Origin of the sequence: Alloyangia pacifica, from assembly GCF_900116195.1 — a bacterium.
GTDB lineage: Bacteria > Pseudomonadota > Alphaproteobacteria > Rhodobacterales > Rhodobacteraceae > Salipiger > Salipiger pacificus.
Genome location: NZ_FOZW01000006.1, coordinates 313,635 through 328,793, shown reverse-complemented (window position 1 = coordinate 328,793; position 15,159 = coordinate 313,635). Strand labels below are relative to the sequence as shown.

Here is a 15,159-nt window from a genome sequence, read left to right as displayed (position 1 = left end):
AGGGTCTCCGGCAAAAGTCCGGACATTCTCGCGCAGCCGCGCCGGCTTCTGTCAACCGGAAGCGGTGGGTCTCGTGCCGCAGACGGTGCAGCAAGGGCGCGCCGCCCAATGTCCAAGCGCCCCGGCGAAGAGGTGCGCAAGCCATGCGCTGAGCGCGCAACTTTCCGGATAAGGTATGCGTTAATTGCATATCTGTCTTGCAGGTTGGATCCGCGTCTGGTGGCGGGCGCCGAGTCTTGCATAGATGTCGGGAAGGACTGCCGCGGTGCCGTGGTGCGGGCAGGGAGCCCGCAAGCGCAGCACTGCCGCGCCACAGGAGGACCTCAGGATGAACACCCACGCCCGCATCGCCTTTCCGGATCTGCAGTCGAAGACCATGAGCGCCGACGATGCCGCTGCGCTGATCCACGACGGCATGACCATCGGCATGAGTGGCTTTACCGGCTCGGGCTATCCGAAATCGGTGCCCGTGGCGCTTGCGTCGCAGATCGAGGCCGCACATGCGGCGGGCAATCCCTTCCGGGTGAAGGTGTTCACCGGGGCCTCGACCGGCCCCGAGCTTGACGGCGCACTGGCCAAGGCAAACGGCATCGAATTCCGGCTGCCCTACAACTCCGACCCCATCGCCCGCGAGCAGATCAACTCTGGCGAGATGAACTACGTCGACATGCACCTCAGCCAGGTCGCTCCGGTGGTCTGGGAGGGATTTCTCGGCAAGCTCGACATGGCAGTGGTGGAGGTCTCCGGCATCACGCCGGACGGTGACCTGATCCCCTCGACCTCGATCGGCAACAACAAGACCTGGCTCGATCAGGCCGAGAAGGTGATCCTCGAGGTCAACCATTGGCAGAGCCACGCGCTCGACGGCATGCACGACATCTACTACGGCACGGCGTTGCCGCCGAGCCGCGTGCCGATCCCGCTCGTCCGTCCCGACGACCGCATCGGCCAGAAGCATTTCCGCATCGACCCGTCGAAGGTGGTGGCGGTGGTCGAGACCGAGGCGCCGGACCGCAACCTGCCCTTCGCCAAGCCCGATGCGGTTGCCGAAGCCATCGCTGGGCACCTGCTGGAGTTTCTCGCGCATGAGGTGGCAAGAGGGCGCCTGCCAGCCAATCTGCTGCCGCTGCAGTCGGGGGTCGGCAATGTCACCAACGCGGTGCTCTCGGGGCTGATGGACTCGCCCTACCACGACATGACGGCCTTCACCGAGGTGGTGCAGGACGGCATGCTGGACCTGCTCGACGCCGGCAAGCTGCGCATGGCCTCGGCCACGGCCTTCTCGCTCAGCCCCGAGGCGGCGGAGCGGTTCAACCGCGACGCATTGCGCTACCGGGACAAGCTGATCCTGCGCCCGCAGGAAATCTCGAACCACCCCGAACTGGTGCGCCGCCTGGGCTGCATCGCGATGAACGGGCTGATCGAGGCCGACATCTACGGCAACGTCAATTCGACCCACGTGATGGGCTCGCGCATCCAGAATGGCATTGGCGGCTCGGGTGATTTCGCCCGCAACGCCTACCTGTCGATCTTCATGACGCCCTCGACCGCCAAGGGTGGCAAGATCTCCGCCATCGTGCCGCAGGTGGCGCATGTGGACCACATTTCGCAGGACGTGCAGGTCATTGTCACCGAGCACGGGCTCGCGGACCTGCGCGGGCTGGCGCCGCGCCAGCGCGCCGGGGTGATCATCGACCGCTGTGCCCATCCCGACTACAAGCCGATGCTGCGGGACTACTACGCGCGGGCGCTGCAGGGATCGTTCGGCAAGCATGCCCCGACGCTGCTGAACGAAGCGTTGAGCTGGCACCAGCGCTACGTCGAGACCGGCTCGATGAGGTAGGGTGGATGTCCTCCGAGCAGGCGCCAGCCCGGCGGCTTCGCCTTGTTCAGGACTTCCAGTGTACGACCTGAACGAAAAAGCCCGGCCAATGGCCGGGCTTTCGCATCTCGAGCGGGGGCCGGGGCCTCAGATATTCTCGGCCTGCGGCATGCCGAGGATGTGGAAGCCGCCGTCCACGTGCAGGATCTCGCCCGTCGTGCAGGCGCCCGCGTCGGAGACCAGGTAGACGGCGGTGCCGCCCACGGCTTCGAGCGTCGCGTTGGATCGCAGCGGGGTGTTCTGCTCGGTGAACTTGTAGGTCTTGCGCGCGCCGCCGATGGCCGCGCCCGCGAGGGTCTTCATCGGGCCGGGGGAGATCGCGTTCACGCGGATGCCCTCGGGGCCGAGGTCGTTCGCCAGATAACGGGTCGCCGATTCCAGCGCTGCCTTGGCCACGCCCATGACGTTGTAGTTCGGCACGACCTTGATCGAGCCGTCGTAGGTGAGCGTCAGCAGCGTGCCGCCGTTCTCGACCATAAGCGGATGCGCGCGGCGCGCCACTTCGATGAACGAGTAGCAGGAGATGTCCATCGAGTTCTTGAAGTTCGAGCGGCTGGTGTTGAGGAACCGGCCGGTCAACTCGGACTTGTCCGAGAACGCGATGGCATGGACCACGAAGTCGATGGTCGGCCAGCGCGCGCCGAGCTGTTCGAAGGCGGCGTCGAGCGAGGCGTCGTCGGTGACGTCCACATCGACCATGAAATCCGAGCCGACGCTCTGCGCCAGCGGCTCCAGCCGCTTGCCGAAAGCCTCGCCCTGATAGGTGAAGGCAAGCTCCGCCCCCGCCTCGTGCAGCGCCTTGGCGATGCCCCACGCGATGGAGCGGTCGTTCGCCACTCCCATGATCAGCCCGCGCTTGCCCTTGAGAAGCTCGCCCATGTCCGTCTCTCGCTTGTTATTCTTGATATTTGCTCAGCAGCATCGACCCGTTGGTGCCGCCGAAGCCGAAGGAGTTGGTCATCACCGTGTCGAGACCTGCGTTCTCGACGAGGCTGGTGGCAATCTCTTCGGGTTTCAGGGCCGGGTCCAGCGTCTCGACGTTGATCGAGGGGGCGATGAAGTCGTTCTGCAACATCAGCAGACAGTAGATCGCCTCCTGCGCGCCGGTGGCGCCCTGGCTGTGGCCGGTCATCGACTTGGTCGAGGAGACCAGCGGCGTGCTGCCATCGCCGAAGACGCGGCGCACCGCCTCGATCTCGCCGACGTCGCCGACCGGGGTCGAGGTGCCGTGGGCGTTGATGTAGCCGACCTTGCGGTGCTCGGGCAGGGTCTGCAGCGCAAGGCGCATGGCGCGCTCGCCGCCCTCGCCCGAGGGGGCGACCATGTCATGCCCGTCGGAGGTGGCGGCATAGCCGGTCACTTCCGCGTAAATCTTGGCACCGCGCGCCTTGGCGTGCTCCAGCTCTTCCAGCACGACGATGCCGCCGCCCGCCGAGATCACGAAACCATCGCGGCCCGCGTCGAAGGCGCGCGAGGCCTTCTCGGGCGTGTCGTTGTACTTCGAGCTCATCGCGCCCATGGCGTCGAAGAGGCAGGAGAGAGTCCAGTCGAGTTCCTCTCCGCCGCCGGCGAACATCACGTCCTGCTTGCCCATCATGATCTGCTCGGCAGCGTTGCCGATGCAGTGCAGCGAGGTCGAGCAGGCCGAGGTGATCGAGTAGTTGATGCCCTTGATCTTGAAGGCGGTCGAGAGGTTCGCCGAGATCGTCGAGCACATGGCCTTCGGCACCGCGAAGGGGCCGACGCGCTTGGTGGCGCCGGTGCTCAGCACGGTCTGATGCGCGGTCAGCAGCGCCGAGGTCGACGGGCCGCCCGAACCGGCGACAAGGCCGGTGCGCGGGTTGACCACGTCCGACTCCTCAAGGCCTGCGTCGGCGATCGCCTGCTGCATCGCGATATGGGCATAGGCCGCGCCCGGACCCATGAAGCGCAGGGTGCGCTTGTCCACGTGCTCGGACACGTCCAGATCGACGGCGCCCGCGATCTGGCTGCGGAACCCGTGTTCCTTCATCTGCTCGTTGGCGGTGATGCCGGAGCGGCCCGCCTTCAGCGAGGCGAGAACTTCTTCGGCATTGGTGCCGATGGACGAAACAATGCCCAGTCCCGTGACGACGACTCGACGCATGGGAAACCTCCCTTTCAGCTCTCGGAAAGAGCCACTTTCATGTCCTTGACCTGGTAGATGACTTCGCCATCCGCCTCGACGATGCCGTCGGCAACGCCCATGGTCAGCCGGCGGGTCTGCACGGCCTTGGTGAAATCGACCTTGTAGGTCAGCATCTTGCGGTCCGGGCGCACCATGCCGGTCAGCTTTACCTCGCCCACGCCGAGCGCGTAGCCGCGGCCCAGCCAGCCGCGCCAGCCGAGGTTGAAGCCGGTCAGCTGCCACAGGCCGTCGAGACCGAGGCAGCCGGGCATGATCGGGTTGCCGGGGAAATGGCAGTCGAAGAACCAAAGGTCCGGCGTGACGTCGAATTCCGCCACCACGTGCCCTTTGCCATGCAAGCCGCCATCACCCGAGATCTCGGTGATGCGATCCATCATCAGCATGGGCGGCGCCGGAAGCTGCGCATTGCCCGGTCCGAAGAGCTCGCCGCGCGCGCATTTCAGAAGATCTTCCTTGCCGAAGCTGGTGGGATAGTCGGCCATGCAGGCACGCCCCTTTTTCCTTTGTTTCAAGTTGCGCCCCCTCTATCACCGCGAAACCGCGCCATGCAAGCCTGAGCATCGTCGCGTCACGGCAGGGCCCGCGCCATGCCATCTTCGGTTTTCCGTTTGAAATGACAGGCTGTGCACCATTATATACAGTCCATGAAGCTAGGTAACCGGACTGAGCGATGACATCCGACGCCGTACAGAGAGGCAGCGACTGGTTGAACCAGGCAGGGCTGAGGCCGACACGGCAGCGCGTAGCGCTGGCGGCTTTGCTCGTGGGCGATGGCAAGCACCGCCATTTCACCGCCGAGAGCCTGTTCGCCGCGGCCCAGGCCGAGGGCGAGAGCGTCTCGCTGGCCACGGTCTACAACACGCTGCGCGCCTTCTGCGATGTCGGGCTGATCCAGGAAGTCACCGTCGACGGCAGCCGCAGCTACTTCGACACCAACACGCATGATCACCCGCATTTCTTCTGGGAGGATGATGGTCATCTGACCGATGCGCCCTCCGAGGATCTGGTGATCTCCAAGCTGCCGAACGCACCGGACGGGGCCGAGATCGCCTCGGTCGACGTGGTGATCCGCCTGCGCAGGAAGTGAGCGTCGCGCCTCCGGTTGCGGGGGCTGTCCCTCTTTGGCCGCTCTCGGGTAACTCCGCTCTCGGGTAACGATGTCGCATCCGCGGCCGGGTCGCGGATGCGTATTTGGAAAGAGAAGAAGCGCAGCCGGGGGCAGCTCGACGGAACCCGCCGCGCGCAGAGGGCGTTTTTCGGACAACCGGAAAAGGAGGCCCCCATGAGCCGCAAGCTGACTCTTCAATCCATCGAGCCCGTGACCCACGACGTGAACCATCTGGTGTTCGACCGTCCCGAGGGGCTGGACTTCGTGCCCGGCCAGGCGATCGACATGGCCCTGGACAAGGAGGGCTGGCGCGAGGAGCGCCGCCCGTTCACCTTCACCTCGCTGCCGGGGCAGGACCGGCTGGAATTCGTCATCAAGTCCTACCCCGAAAGTGCCGACGGTCATGACGGCGTGACCGAGCGCACCGGCCGGATGCAGCCCGGCGACGCGGTTCTGGTCGAAGAGCCCTGGGGCGCGATCGAAGACAAGGGCGACGGCGTGTTCATCGCCGGCGGCGCCGGGGTCACCCCGTTCATCGCTATCCTGCGCAAGAAGCTGAAGGAGCGTGGCACTCTCGAGGGCAACACGCTGGTCTTCTCCAACAAGACCGAGGCGGACATCATCCTGCGCGAGGCCTTCGAGGGTATGCCGGGTCTGAAGACCGTGTTCCTCGTCACCGACGAGGAAGCCAGCCCGTTGCACCGCGAGCAGATCGACGGCAAGCTTCTGGCGCAGGTGGTGACGCCCGCGCGCGACGTCTGCTACGTCTGCGGCCCGGACGCGATGCTCGACGACATGGCCAAGGCCCTGCGCGACATCGGCGTGGCCGAGGATCGGATCGTCACCGAGGAGTTCGACTGACCCCCTCGGGCCGGGGTGATCAGAACCATTGCCCCGGTTCCATCAGCCCCAGATCCAGAAGCTGCCGCGAGTGCCATTCGAAACGCGCCGAGTTGTGCCAGCGGAAGCTTGAAATCCCGTCGCTCGAGCCGGGGTTGCGCTTAAGCGCCTTGGCGGTGCGGAAGGAAGCGATGGCCGCGGTGAGGTTGTGGTGCCACGGACAGGCGTAGGTATTGTATTTCTCGTCACTGAAGGTGTGATCGCCGCGCAGCGCCAGGCCTTTCTCGGCACGGAAGAGCGCGATGCGGTCAATCTTGCGCCGGGCGACGGGGATGTGCTCCTCGAAGCGCCAGCGCAGCCCTCCGAAGAAATCCAGCTGCCGCTCCTTGGGGTGGTTGCCGCGCGCCGGGTCCGGACGCGCCAGCGCATAGTAGCCCGAGCGGTCGAGCCAGGCGTCGTCGAGCGAGACGGCGTTTGGCGCCATACCCAGATCACCGGCGTAGAGGTCGATCACGTAGGTCAGCATGGCGTCGCGCCGTTCCTCGCTGTGAAAGGCCAGCATCTCGGCGATGCTGCGTGTCTCGCAGAACGGGTAGAACAGGAACTCGGCGTTGTAGCAGTAATACATCCAGCGCCCCGGCAGTACGGCGCTCATCCGGGTGACCGCGCGCGGCACCGCATCCTCCGCATGGGGGTCGAAATCGATGCGCTTGGTTCGTTCGGCGACGTCGGGGGCCAGCGTCAGGTGAGGCGCCATGAACAGCAGGACCGGCGCGAAGCCGAGTTGCATATGGTGGCGCGCGGTGGTGTCCACCTCGGCCTGATCCTCGCAGAAGATCATCGCCACGGGGGTGCCGGCCGGCGCTTTCGCCAGCTCTGCTGCCTCCCGTTTCAGGAACTCGTCCAACCCGCTATACTGCATCCGCTTCTCGCCCGGCGTTTTGCGCAGAGACTCGGGGAAAAGCGCACGCATTGCAAGCTGGGGCGGTTTTGCGCTATGCGCACGCCCTGAACCGCCGAACCGGAGTCCTCTCATGTCCCAGTCGAAGACCGCGCCGAAGAAGCTTTTCATCAAGACCTACGGGTGCCAGATGAATGTCTACGACAGCGAGCGCATGGTCGAAGCTCTTGGGGGGCAGGGCTACGTGGAGACGCAGAGTCCCGACGACGCGGACATGATCCTGCTCAACACCTGCCACATCCGCGAGAAGGCCGCCGAGAAGGTCTATTCCGAGCTGGGCCGCTACAAGCACCTGAAGGCCGAAAGGCCCGACCTGAAGATCGGCGTAGCGGGCTGCGTGGCGCAGGCCGAGGGCGAAGAGATCATCCGTCGCCAGCCGATGGTGGACCTTGTCGTAGGCCCGCAGAGTTACCACCGGCTGCCCGAGATGGAGGCGAAGGCCGGGGCAGGGGTCAAGGCGCTCGACACCGACTTCCCCGAGGAAGACAAATTCGAGAAGCTGACATCGCGGCCCAAGGCCAAGCGCGGCCCGACCGCCTTCCTGACGGTGCAGGAAGGCTGCGACAAGTTCTGCGCCTTCTGCGTGGTGCCCTATACCCGCGGTGCCGAAGTCTCGCGTCCCGCCGGGCGCGTGCTGTCCGAGGCGCGTGACCTGGTGGAGCGCGGTGTGCGCGAGATCACCCTGCTGGGGCAGAACGTCAACGCCTACCACGGCCACGACAAGGGGCTCGCCGGGATCATCCGGGATCTTGCGAAGATCGATGGGCTGGAGCGCATCCGCTTCACCACCTCGCATCCCAACGACATGGACGACGCGCTGATCGCCGCCCATGCCGAGGTCGAAAAGCTGATGCCCTACCTGCACCTGCCGGTGCAGGCCGGCTCGGACAAGATCCTCAAGCGGATGAACCGCCAGCACACCGCCGAGAGCTACCTGAAGGTGGTCGAGCGGCTGCGTGCGGCACGCCCCGACCTGCACCTGTCGGGTGATTTCATCGTCGGCTTCCCGGAAGAGACCGAGGAGGATTTCCAGGCGACGCTCGACCTCGTCGAAGCGGTGCAATATGGGTCGGCCTTCTCGTTCAAGTATTCCGAGCGGCCGGGCACCCCGGCGGCGGAGCGTCCGCAGGTTTCCGAGGACGAGAAGGACGACCGCCTGCAACGCCTGCAGGCACTCCTGGGTCGCCAGCAGCGCGCGCTGCAGGACGCGATGGTCGGTCGCGAAGTCGGTGTGCTTTTTGAGAAACCCGGGCGCAAGCCGGGGCAGATGGGCGGAAAATCCGACTACCTGCACGCGGTACATGTGGCGGGCGAGGGGCTCTCGGTTGGCGATCTGCGCCGGGTGCGCATCGTCGAGTCCGGTGCCAATTCGCTGAAAGGCGAGTTGCTCTGACGCGATCCCGCCGCCGCATTTTTGTCACAGGCGGTTGGGAAACATCGGGCATTGGTGAGAGCTCGGAGACAATCCCCTGTCCGCGGCGCAGATGGTGGCCTTTTAGACACAATATGTGGTGGTTGCCCCTTCACAGGCGAGGAAATGGTGCTACTCTCCCGCTAAGTAAGGGGTTTGCCTTTGGACCGGGATGTCCGCGCCATGGGCTGATTGAGTATCAACATTGAAGGGGACAGAGGCTGTGGCGACACGCTTTTCCAAGGCTCTCCGCGGCGTTCTGGGGGCAGCGGCCGTATCCGCAATCGCCCTGACCGGCATCGCCGCCCCTGCGGCTGCCGCCGCGGACGGTGCGAACACACCTATCATTTCCACGCAGAACACGCGGACCATTCGTGGCGAGCGGTATATTCCGGGCATCTCGCTTTCACCCGACGGCTGCGAGATCTGGGTGATGGACGATGGCGCCGAGGGGTACGCGGTTTCGCGCGTGACCCGTGACGGCCGCCCCGTCTGCCATGAGATCAACATCTGCGGCACGCTCAAGGCGGACCAGTATTTTGCCACGGACAGCTACAAGATCTACCCGCAGAGCCGCTACCGGCTTGACGAGTTCTTCCGCGACGCCAAGGCATTCGGCTACATCATCGTGGGCCACACCGACGCCCGTGCCAGCAACGCCTACAACGACCGGCTGAGCCTCAACCGCGCCAATTCCGTGGCGGCGGTTGCCCATGCCAATGGCGCCCGGGTCATCGATGTGCGTGGCTACGGCGAGAACTACCCGGTGGCGACCAACAGCACCGCCGAGGGCATGGCGCAGAACCGCCGTGTCGAAATCCTGTGCGTGCGCTGAGGGGGGCCGGCCAGATGAAACTTGCGAAACTCGCGCTCGTGCTCGCCGCTGCCTCGGGTCTTGCCGCCTGCGACATGCCGATCGGCGAAGACAAGAGCCAGGACGTCAACCTGATCGACCGCAACGACCTGTCGCAGATCCGCTGGGGCGTCTGGGTTGATCCGGACGGCTGCGACAACTGGATCGCCGACGACGGCGTCGAGGGCTACCTTGCCCGCCGCCTCGACAAGTACGGCAAGCCGGTCTGCTCCGGCGTCGCCCCGCCCACGGTGGCAACCGGCGGCTTCAAGCAGGGCGCCACCTCGGTGATCGGAGACCCGCTCTGAGCGGGGCACTCACATACCAATGCCAACGGCCGCGCGGTGCACACCGCGCGGCCGTTTTGCTTCTTTGCACCCGCCAAGGGAACGAACCTGCTTGACCTCGGGCCCCGCCGCTTGGCACCATCAAGGTACACTCAAGCGCAGGAGACATGCGTGAACACAGGCATCCTGACCGAAGCCATCCTGGAATTTCCGGACAATCGCCTCCTCATCGATCTGTGCGGAGAATACGACCGCAACCTCACCGACATCGAAGCCCGAACCGGCGTGCAAATCCTGCGCCGTGGCAACCAGTTGGCGCTGCACGGCCCGGCCGAAGCGCAGGAGGCCGCGCGCGAGGTGCTGAATGCCCTCTACCAGCGGCTGGAACAGGGTCGCTCGGTCGGCCGCGGTGACATCGACCGCGAGTTCCGACTCGCCCCCGAGGAGCAGGAACCGGGCGATCAGCTCGAGATGTTCTCGGGTGGCAAGGTCGAGATCAAGACCCGCAAGAAACTCATCGAACCGCGCACCGACGCCCAGAAGGCCTATGTCCGCGCGCTCTTCGAGAACGAGCTCGCCTTCGGCATCGGCCCGGCGGGCACCGGCAAGACCTACCTCGCCGTGGCCGTCGGCGTGAACCTCTTCATCACCGGCCAGGTCGACAAGATCATCCTCAGTCGCCCGGCGGTGGAAGCGGGCGAGAAGCTCGGCTACCTGCCCGGCGACATGAAGGACAAGGTCGATCCTTACATGCAGCCGCTCTACGACGCGCTGAACGACTTCCTGCCCGGCAAGCAGCTGGCGAAGATGATGGAAGAAAAGACCATCGAGATCGCGCCGCTGGCCTTCATGCGCGGGCGCACCCTGTCGAACGCCTTCGTGGTGCTCGACGAGGCGCAGAACGCCACGTCGATGCAGATGAAGATGTTCCTGACCCGCCTCGGCGAAGGCTCGCGCATGGTGATCACCGGCGACCGCAGCCAGGTCGACCTGCCGCGCGGCGTGCAATCGGGTCTGCAGGACGCCGAGCGCCTGCTCAGCCATATCGACAAGATCAGCTTCAACTACTTCACCTCTGCCGATGTGGTGCGTCACCCCCTTGTGGCGAAGATCATCGAAGCCTACGAGAAGGACGCGGAGCGCGGGGCCTGACGGCCCCCGCTCCTTCCTACAGGCTCAAACATCCCGGGGGTCCGGGGGCGCGATGTCCCCGGCTTGCACATATGGCTCAGCTGACCGACACCGTTTTCGAGGACGACCGCTGGGAGGAAGCCGGGTTCGAGGAGCTGGTCGAGACCGCGGCCCGCGCCGCCCTGGCCCATCTCGGGCTTGATCCGGACGGCTTCGAGATCGCCGTGCTCGCCTGCGACGACGCGCGCATTGCCGAGCTGAATGCCGAGTTCCGCGAGAAGCCGACCCCGACAAACGTACTGTCCTGGCCTTCCGAGGAGCGTGGTGCCGACGTCGAGGGGGACGCGCCGGAGCTGCCCGAGACCGAGGACGGCCCCTTTGCGACCGAGCTCGGGGACCTCGCCATCGCCTATGAGACCTGCGCGCGCGAGGCGCAGGAGGCGGGCAAGGTCTTTGAGGACCATGTGACGCATCTGGTCGTTCATGGAACTTTGCACCTTTTGGGCTATGATCACGTGCGTGACGGCGATGCGACGCTCATGGAAAATATTGAGACCGAAATACTTGGCAAAATGGGTATCGCGGACCCATATTCGTCTGACCTCTGAGAGACACAGGATCAAAAGGACCGATGGGAGACAACGACGACTCGTCTAATGCAGCGCAAGGCGCGCATGAAAACGAGCAGATGGACCGGCCTCCGGGCTTTTTCAAACGCATCTTCTCCGGCCGCGTGAGCGGTTCTGACGGCGAAGGTGACCCGGGGCAGAGTCTCGTGGCAGCCTATGAGCGGCCCGTACATGGCATGATGAACCTGCGCCGCATGCGCGTGGAAGACGTGGCGATTCCCAAGGCGGAGATCGTCGCCGTGCCCGATACCCTCACCATGGATGAGCTCGTGACGGTCTTCCGCGACAGCGGCATGACCCGCCTGCCGGTCTACGCCGGCACGCTCGACACGCCCGTGGGCATGGTGCACCTCAAGGACTTCGCGCTGCTGCATGGCTTCAACGGCCATGGCGAGGAGTTCGACATGAAGAAGATGCTGCGTCCGCTGCTCTTCGTGCCGCCCTCGATGCCGATCGGCGTCCTGCTGACCAAGATGCAGACCGAGCGTCGGCATATGGCGCTGGTGATCGACGAATACGGCGGCGTCGACGGGCTCGTCACCATCGAGGACCTGATCGAACAGGTCATCGGCGAGATCGAGGACGAGCACGACACCGAGGAAGGTCGCAACTTCTTCCGCGAAAAGTCGGGCAGCTGGCTGGCGCTCGCCAAGACCCCGCTCGAGGAATTCGAAGCGGCGACCGGCATCGCGCTCACCGATCCCGACGAGATCGACGAGGAAGAGATCGACACGCTTGGCGGCCTCGTCTTCATGCTCGCCGGTCACGTGCCTGCGCGTGGTGAGGTGATCCCGCATCCCGACGGCATCGACTTCGAGGTGGTGGACGCCGATCCGCGTCGTATCAAGCGGTTGCGCGTGCGCCCCTCCACGCCGGCCTCCGACGGCACCATCACCGCGCCTGCGCTCCTGCCGCCGGTGCGCCCCGAGGGTGCGGTCAATGGCGGCGATGCCGGGGCCGGGCGTGGCTGAACCGGAGGCGCAGTCCGATGCCGGGCAAATCGGGGGCCGCCGCATGGTGACGGCCCCCGTTGCCGCATCGAAGTCGCGCCTCCTGACCGGGCGTCTGCGCATTCTTCCCGCTCTGGCCTGTGGCGTGCTGATGGCACTGGGGCAGGCACCATGGAACCTGTGGTACGCGGCGCTGGCCGGGCTGGTCCTGTCGATGGCGCTCTTCTCCCTGCAGCGTGGGTCGCGCGCGGCGCTGGCGGTGGGCTGGGGCGTCGGTACCGGCTATTTCGGCCTCGCGCTGAACTGGCTGACCGAACCCTTCCAGGTCGACGCGGCGGTGACCGCCTGGATGGCACCCTTCGCGCTGTTCTTCATGGCGGCAGGGCTGGCGCTGTTCTGGGGCCTCGCCTTCTGGGGCGCCGCACAGGCACCGCGATCAAGGCTCTTCGCCCTGGTCGCCACATGGACGCTGGCCGAATTGGCCCGCGGATACCTGTTCACCGGCTTTCCCTGGGGGCTCGTCGGCTACCTCTGGGAGCCCACCGATGCCATCCAGTGGGTGAGTTGGACGGGTTCCTTCGGTCTCACCCTGGTGACGCTGGCGCTGGCGGCGCTGCTCTCGCGGGCGCTGCGCGGTGCGTGGCGGCCGGCGGTGGCGGGGCTGGTCCTGCTGGCCGCTCTGCTCTGGGGTGGAACGCAGATGCTGCCGCCGCTTCAGGAGCTTGCGGGACGCCCGGTGGTCCGCCTCGTGCAGCCCAATGCCCCGCAGACCCAGAAGTGGGACCGGGACTACATCCCGATTTTCTTCGAGCGGCAGGTCGAGTTCACCGCCGCCCCAGCACAGGACGGGCTGCCGCGTCCCGAGCTGATCGTCTGGCCCGAGACCGCCGTGCCGCGGCTGCTGGAGAACGCCGAGGCCGAGTTGCGGGTGATCACCGATGCCGCCCTGCCGGCCCGCGTGGTGCTGGGGATCCAGCGCAGCGAGGGTTACGACTACTACAACTCCCTGGCGCTGGTGGCGCAGGGGCCGAAGGTCGAGGCAGTCTACGACAAGCACCACCTCGTGCCCTTCGGCGAGTACATGCCCTTCAAGGAGCTTTTCCGCCACATCAACGTCAGCGGCATCGCCGCGCGGGCCGAGGGCGGTTATTCCGCCGGGCCGGGCGCGCAGCTGCTCGATCTCGGCGGAACGTTCGGCAATGCCCTGCCGCTGATCTGCTACGAGGCGGTCTTCCCGCAGGACCTGCGCGCTGCCGCGCGACCCGAGCTGCTGCTGCAGATCACCAACGATGCCTGGTTCGGCAACTTCTCTGGCCCGTACCAGCACCTCGCGCAGGCCCGCATCCGGGCGATCGAACAGGGCTTGCCGATGCTGCGCGCCGCCAACACCGGTGTCTCGGCGATCATCGACGGGGCAGGGCGGGTGCTCAAGTCGCTGCCGCTGGGGGAGGCGGGCTTCCTGGATGCCCGGCTGCCGCCGCCGTTGCGCGTGACCTTCTATAGCCGGATCGGCGACCTGCCCCTCCTGGGACTCCTCGCGCTGCTGATGGTGCTGGCCTTCGCGCCGCGCCGCGGCGATTTCGATTGACGGCGTGATCACAAGGGCGTAGCCAGAAGTTTCACATCCCTGTCACAACGGCTTCCTGGCGTGACAGCTGGTATCTAATGGAGCACTTATGTCCCGAAAAAACTATATCTTCACCTCGGAGTCCGTATCCGAGGGGCACCCCGACAAGGTGTGCGACCGCATTTCCGATGCCGTGCTTGACGCGCTGCTGGCAGAGGACCCGCTGGCGCGGGTTGCCTGCGAGACCTTCGCCACCACCAACCGCGTGGTCATCGGTGGCGAGATCGGCCTGACCGACCAGGACAAGCTGCATGAATACATGGAGCGCATTCCCGATATCGCCCGCGCCTGCATCAGGGATATCGGCTACGAGCAGGACAAGTTCCACCACGCCACCTGCGAGGTCACCAACCTGCTGCACGAACAGTCCGCGCATATCGCGCAGGGCGTGACCGGCGCGGGCAACCGCGACGAGGGCGCCGGCGACCAGGGCATCATGTTCGGCTACGCGACGAACGAGACGCCCGAGCTGATGCCGGCGCCGATCCTCTACTCGCACGCCGTGCTCAAGAAGCTCGCCGAGGTGCGCAAGTCCGGCGCCGAGCCGATGCTGGGACCGGACGCCAAGTCGCAGATCTCGGTGCGCTACGAGGGCGGCAAGCCGGTCGGGGTGACCTCGATCGTGCTGTCTACGCAGCACACAGACGAGGGGCAGACCTCCGACGACATCCGCGCCATCGTCGAACCCTACATCCGCGGCACACTGCCCGAGGGTTGGATCACCGCGGACACCGAATGGTGGGTGAACCCCACCGGCAAGTTCGTCATCGGCGGGCCGGACGGTGACGCGGGTCTCACCGGGCGCAAGATCATCGTCGACACCTACGGCGGGGCCGCGCCGCACGGCGGCGGCGCCTTCTCCGGCAAGGATCCCAGCAAGGTCGACCGCTCGGCCGCCTACGCGGCGCGTTACCTTGCCAAGAACGTGGTCGCGGCGGGCCTGGCGGAGCGCTGCACGGTGCAGCTCTCCTACGCCATTGGCGTGGCCAAGCCACTGTCGATCTACGTCGACACCCATGGCACCGGCGATGCCGATGCCGAGGCGATCGAACGGGCCATTCCCAAGGCGATGGATCTCACTCCGCGCGGCATCCGCACCCACCTCGAGCTGAACAAGCCGATTTACCAGCGCACCGCGGCCTACGGCCACTTCGGCCGCGCGCCGGATGCGGACGGGGGCTTCTCCTGGGAGCGCACCGATCTTGCCGAGGCGTTGAAGCGGGAGCTCTGAGCCCGCGCAAATCCCTTTAGAAGGATTTGCAAATTCGACCGGGTCGAATTTGAAGGTAAGCAGGCGGGCCGGTGGGAAACCT

At 65.8% G+C, this 15,159-nt stretch carries 15 protein-coding genes and 1 riboswitch; of the genes, 11 read left to right on the top strand and 4 right to left on the bottom strand.

Annotated features, from left to right (window positions below; translation table 11 throughout):
* Positions 1–328: 328 nt before the first annotated feature.
* Positions 329–1,843, top strand: a complete 1,515-nt coding sequence (gene scpC / locus BM397_RS14825) for a succinyl-CoA:acetate CoA-transferase ScpC (RefSeq protein WP_092424862.1) — start codon at positions 329–331, stop codon at positions 1,841–1,843.
* 126 nt (positions 1,844–1,969) lie between these two features.
* Here the strand turns inward: scpC and BM397_RS14820 are convergent, their stop codons facing one another.
* The 3 genes from BM397_RS14820 to fabA are packed head-to-tail and all read right to left on the bottom strand — an operon-like array spanning position 1,970 to position 4,531.
* Positions 1,970–2,761, bottom strand: a complete 792-nt coding sequence (locus BM397_RS14820) for an enoyl-ACP reductase FabI (protein ID WP_066102044.1) — start codon at positions 2,759–2,761, stop codon at positions 1,970–1,972.
* 16 nt (positions 2,762–2,777) lie between these two features.
* Positions 2,778–4,007, bottom strand: coding sequence for a beta-ketoacyl-ACP synthase I (fabB, locus tag BM397_RS14815; RefSeq protein WP_092424864.1), 1,230 nt, complete (start codon positions 4,005–4,007; stop codon positions 2,778–2,780).
* A gap of 14 nt (positions 4,008–4,021) precedes the next feature.
* Positions 4,022–4,531: a bifunctional 3-hydroxydecanoyl-ACP dehydratase/trans-2-decenoyl-ACP isomerase gene (fabA, locus tag BM397_RS14810; protein ID WP_092424865.1), complete on the bottom strand. Its 510-nt coding sequence runs from the start codon at positions 4,529–4,531 to the stop codon at positions 4,022–4,024.
* 188 nt (positions 4,532–4,719) lie between these two features.
* Here fabA and irrA point away from each other — a divergent pair, with 188 nt between their 5' ends.
* Together irrA and BM397_RS14800 are read left to right on the top strand one after the other, a co-directional pair.
* The gene (gene irrA / locus BM397_RS14805) at positions 4,720–5,136 is read left to right on the top strand and encodes an iron response transcriptional regulator IrrA (RefSeq protein WP_092424867.1); all 417 of its coding nucleotides are present in this window, start codon (positions 4,720–4,722) and stop codon (positions 5,134–5,136) included.
* Positions 5,137–5,331: 195 nt separating this feature from the next.
* Positions 5,332–6,018, top strand: a complete 687-nt coding sequence (locus BM397_RS14800; protein WP_092424869.1) for an FAD-binding oxidoreductase — start codon at positions 5,332–5,334, stop codon at positions 6,016–6,018.
* Between the two features lie 19 nt (positions 6,019–6,037).
* Here the strand turns inward: BM397_RS14800 and BM397_RS14795 are convergent, their stop codons facing one another.
* Positions 6,038–6,919 (bottom strand): hypothetical protein, encoded by an 882-nt coding sequence (locus tag BM397_RS14795; RefSeq protein WP_092425485.1) that lies wholly within the window; start codon positions 6,917–6,919, stop codon positions 6,038–6,040.
* 112 nt (positions 6,920–7,031) lie between these two features.
* Between BM397_RS14795 and miaB the strand changes: the two genes are divergently transcribed.
* The 8 genes from miaB to metK all read left to right on the top strand — a co-directional run bounded on the left by miaB (position 7,032) and on the right by metK (position 15,077).
* The gene (gene miaB, locus BM397_RS14790) at positions 7,032–8,351 is read left to right on the top strand and encodes a tRNA (N6-isopentenyl adenosine(37)-C2)-methylthiotransferase MiaB (protein WP_092424871.1); all 1,320 of its coding nucleotides are present in this window, start codon (positions 7,032–7,034) and stop codon (positions 8,349–8,351) included.
* Between the two features lie 241 nt (positions 8,352–8,592).
* Complete coding sequence (locus tag BM397_RS14785; protein ID WP_092424873.1) at positions 8,593–9,204, top strand: OmpA family protein; 612 nt, start codon at positions 8,593–8,595, stop codon at positions 9,202–9,204.
* 14 nt (positions 9,205–9,218) lie between these two features.
* Complete coding sequence (locus BM397_RS14780) at positions 9,219–9,530, top strand: hypothetical protein (RefSeq protein ID WP_092424875.1); 312 nt, start codon at positions 9,219–9,221, stop codon at positions 9,528–9,530.
* 150 nt (positions 9,531–9,680) lie between these two features.
* Positions 9,681–10,661 (top strand): PhoH family protein, encoded by a 981-nt coding sequence (locus tag BM397_RS14775; RefSeq protein ID WP_092424877.1) that lies wholly within the window; start codon positions 9,681–9,683, stop codon positions 10,659–10,661.
* Between the two features lie 71 nt (positions 10,662–10,732).
* Positions 10,733–11,248 (top strand): rRNA maturation RNase YbeY, encoded by a 516-nt coding sequence (gene ybeY, locus BM397_RS14770; protein WP_092424879.1) that lies wholly within the window; start codon positions 10,733–10,735, stop codon positions 11,246–11,248.
* Positions 11,249–11,271: 23 nt separating this feature from the next.
* Positions 11,272–12,240, top strand: coding sequence for a hemolysin family protein (locus tag BM397_RS14765; protein ID WP_245696071.1), 969 nt, complete (start codon positions 11,272–11,274; stop codon positions 12,238–12,240).
* On the top strand, positions 12,233–13,807 hold the full coding sequence (gene lnt, locus BM397_RS14760) for an apolipoprotein N-acyltransferase (RefSeq protein WP_369678442.1): 1,575 nt from the start codon (positions 12,233–12,235) through the stop codon (positions 13,805–13,807). The genes BM397_RS14765 and lnt overlap by 8 nt, the downstream gene beginning before the upstream one ends.
* Before the next feature lie 36 nt (positions 13,808–13,843).
* Positions 13,844–13,892, top strand: a riboswitch (SAM-SAH riboswitch).
* 3 nt (positions 13,893–13,895) lie between these two features.
* Complete coding sequence (gene metK, locus BM397_RS14755) at positions 13,896–15,077, top strand: methionine adenosyltransferase (protein ID WP_092424881.1); 1,182 nt, start codon at positions 13,896–13,898, stop codon at positions 15,075–15,077.
* Positions 15,078–15,159: the final 82 nt, after the last annotated feature.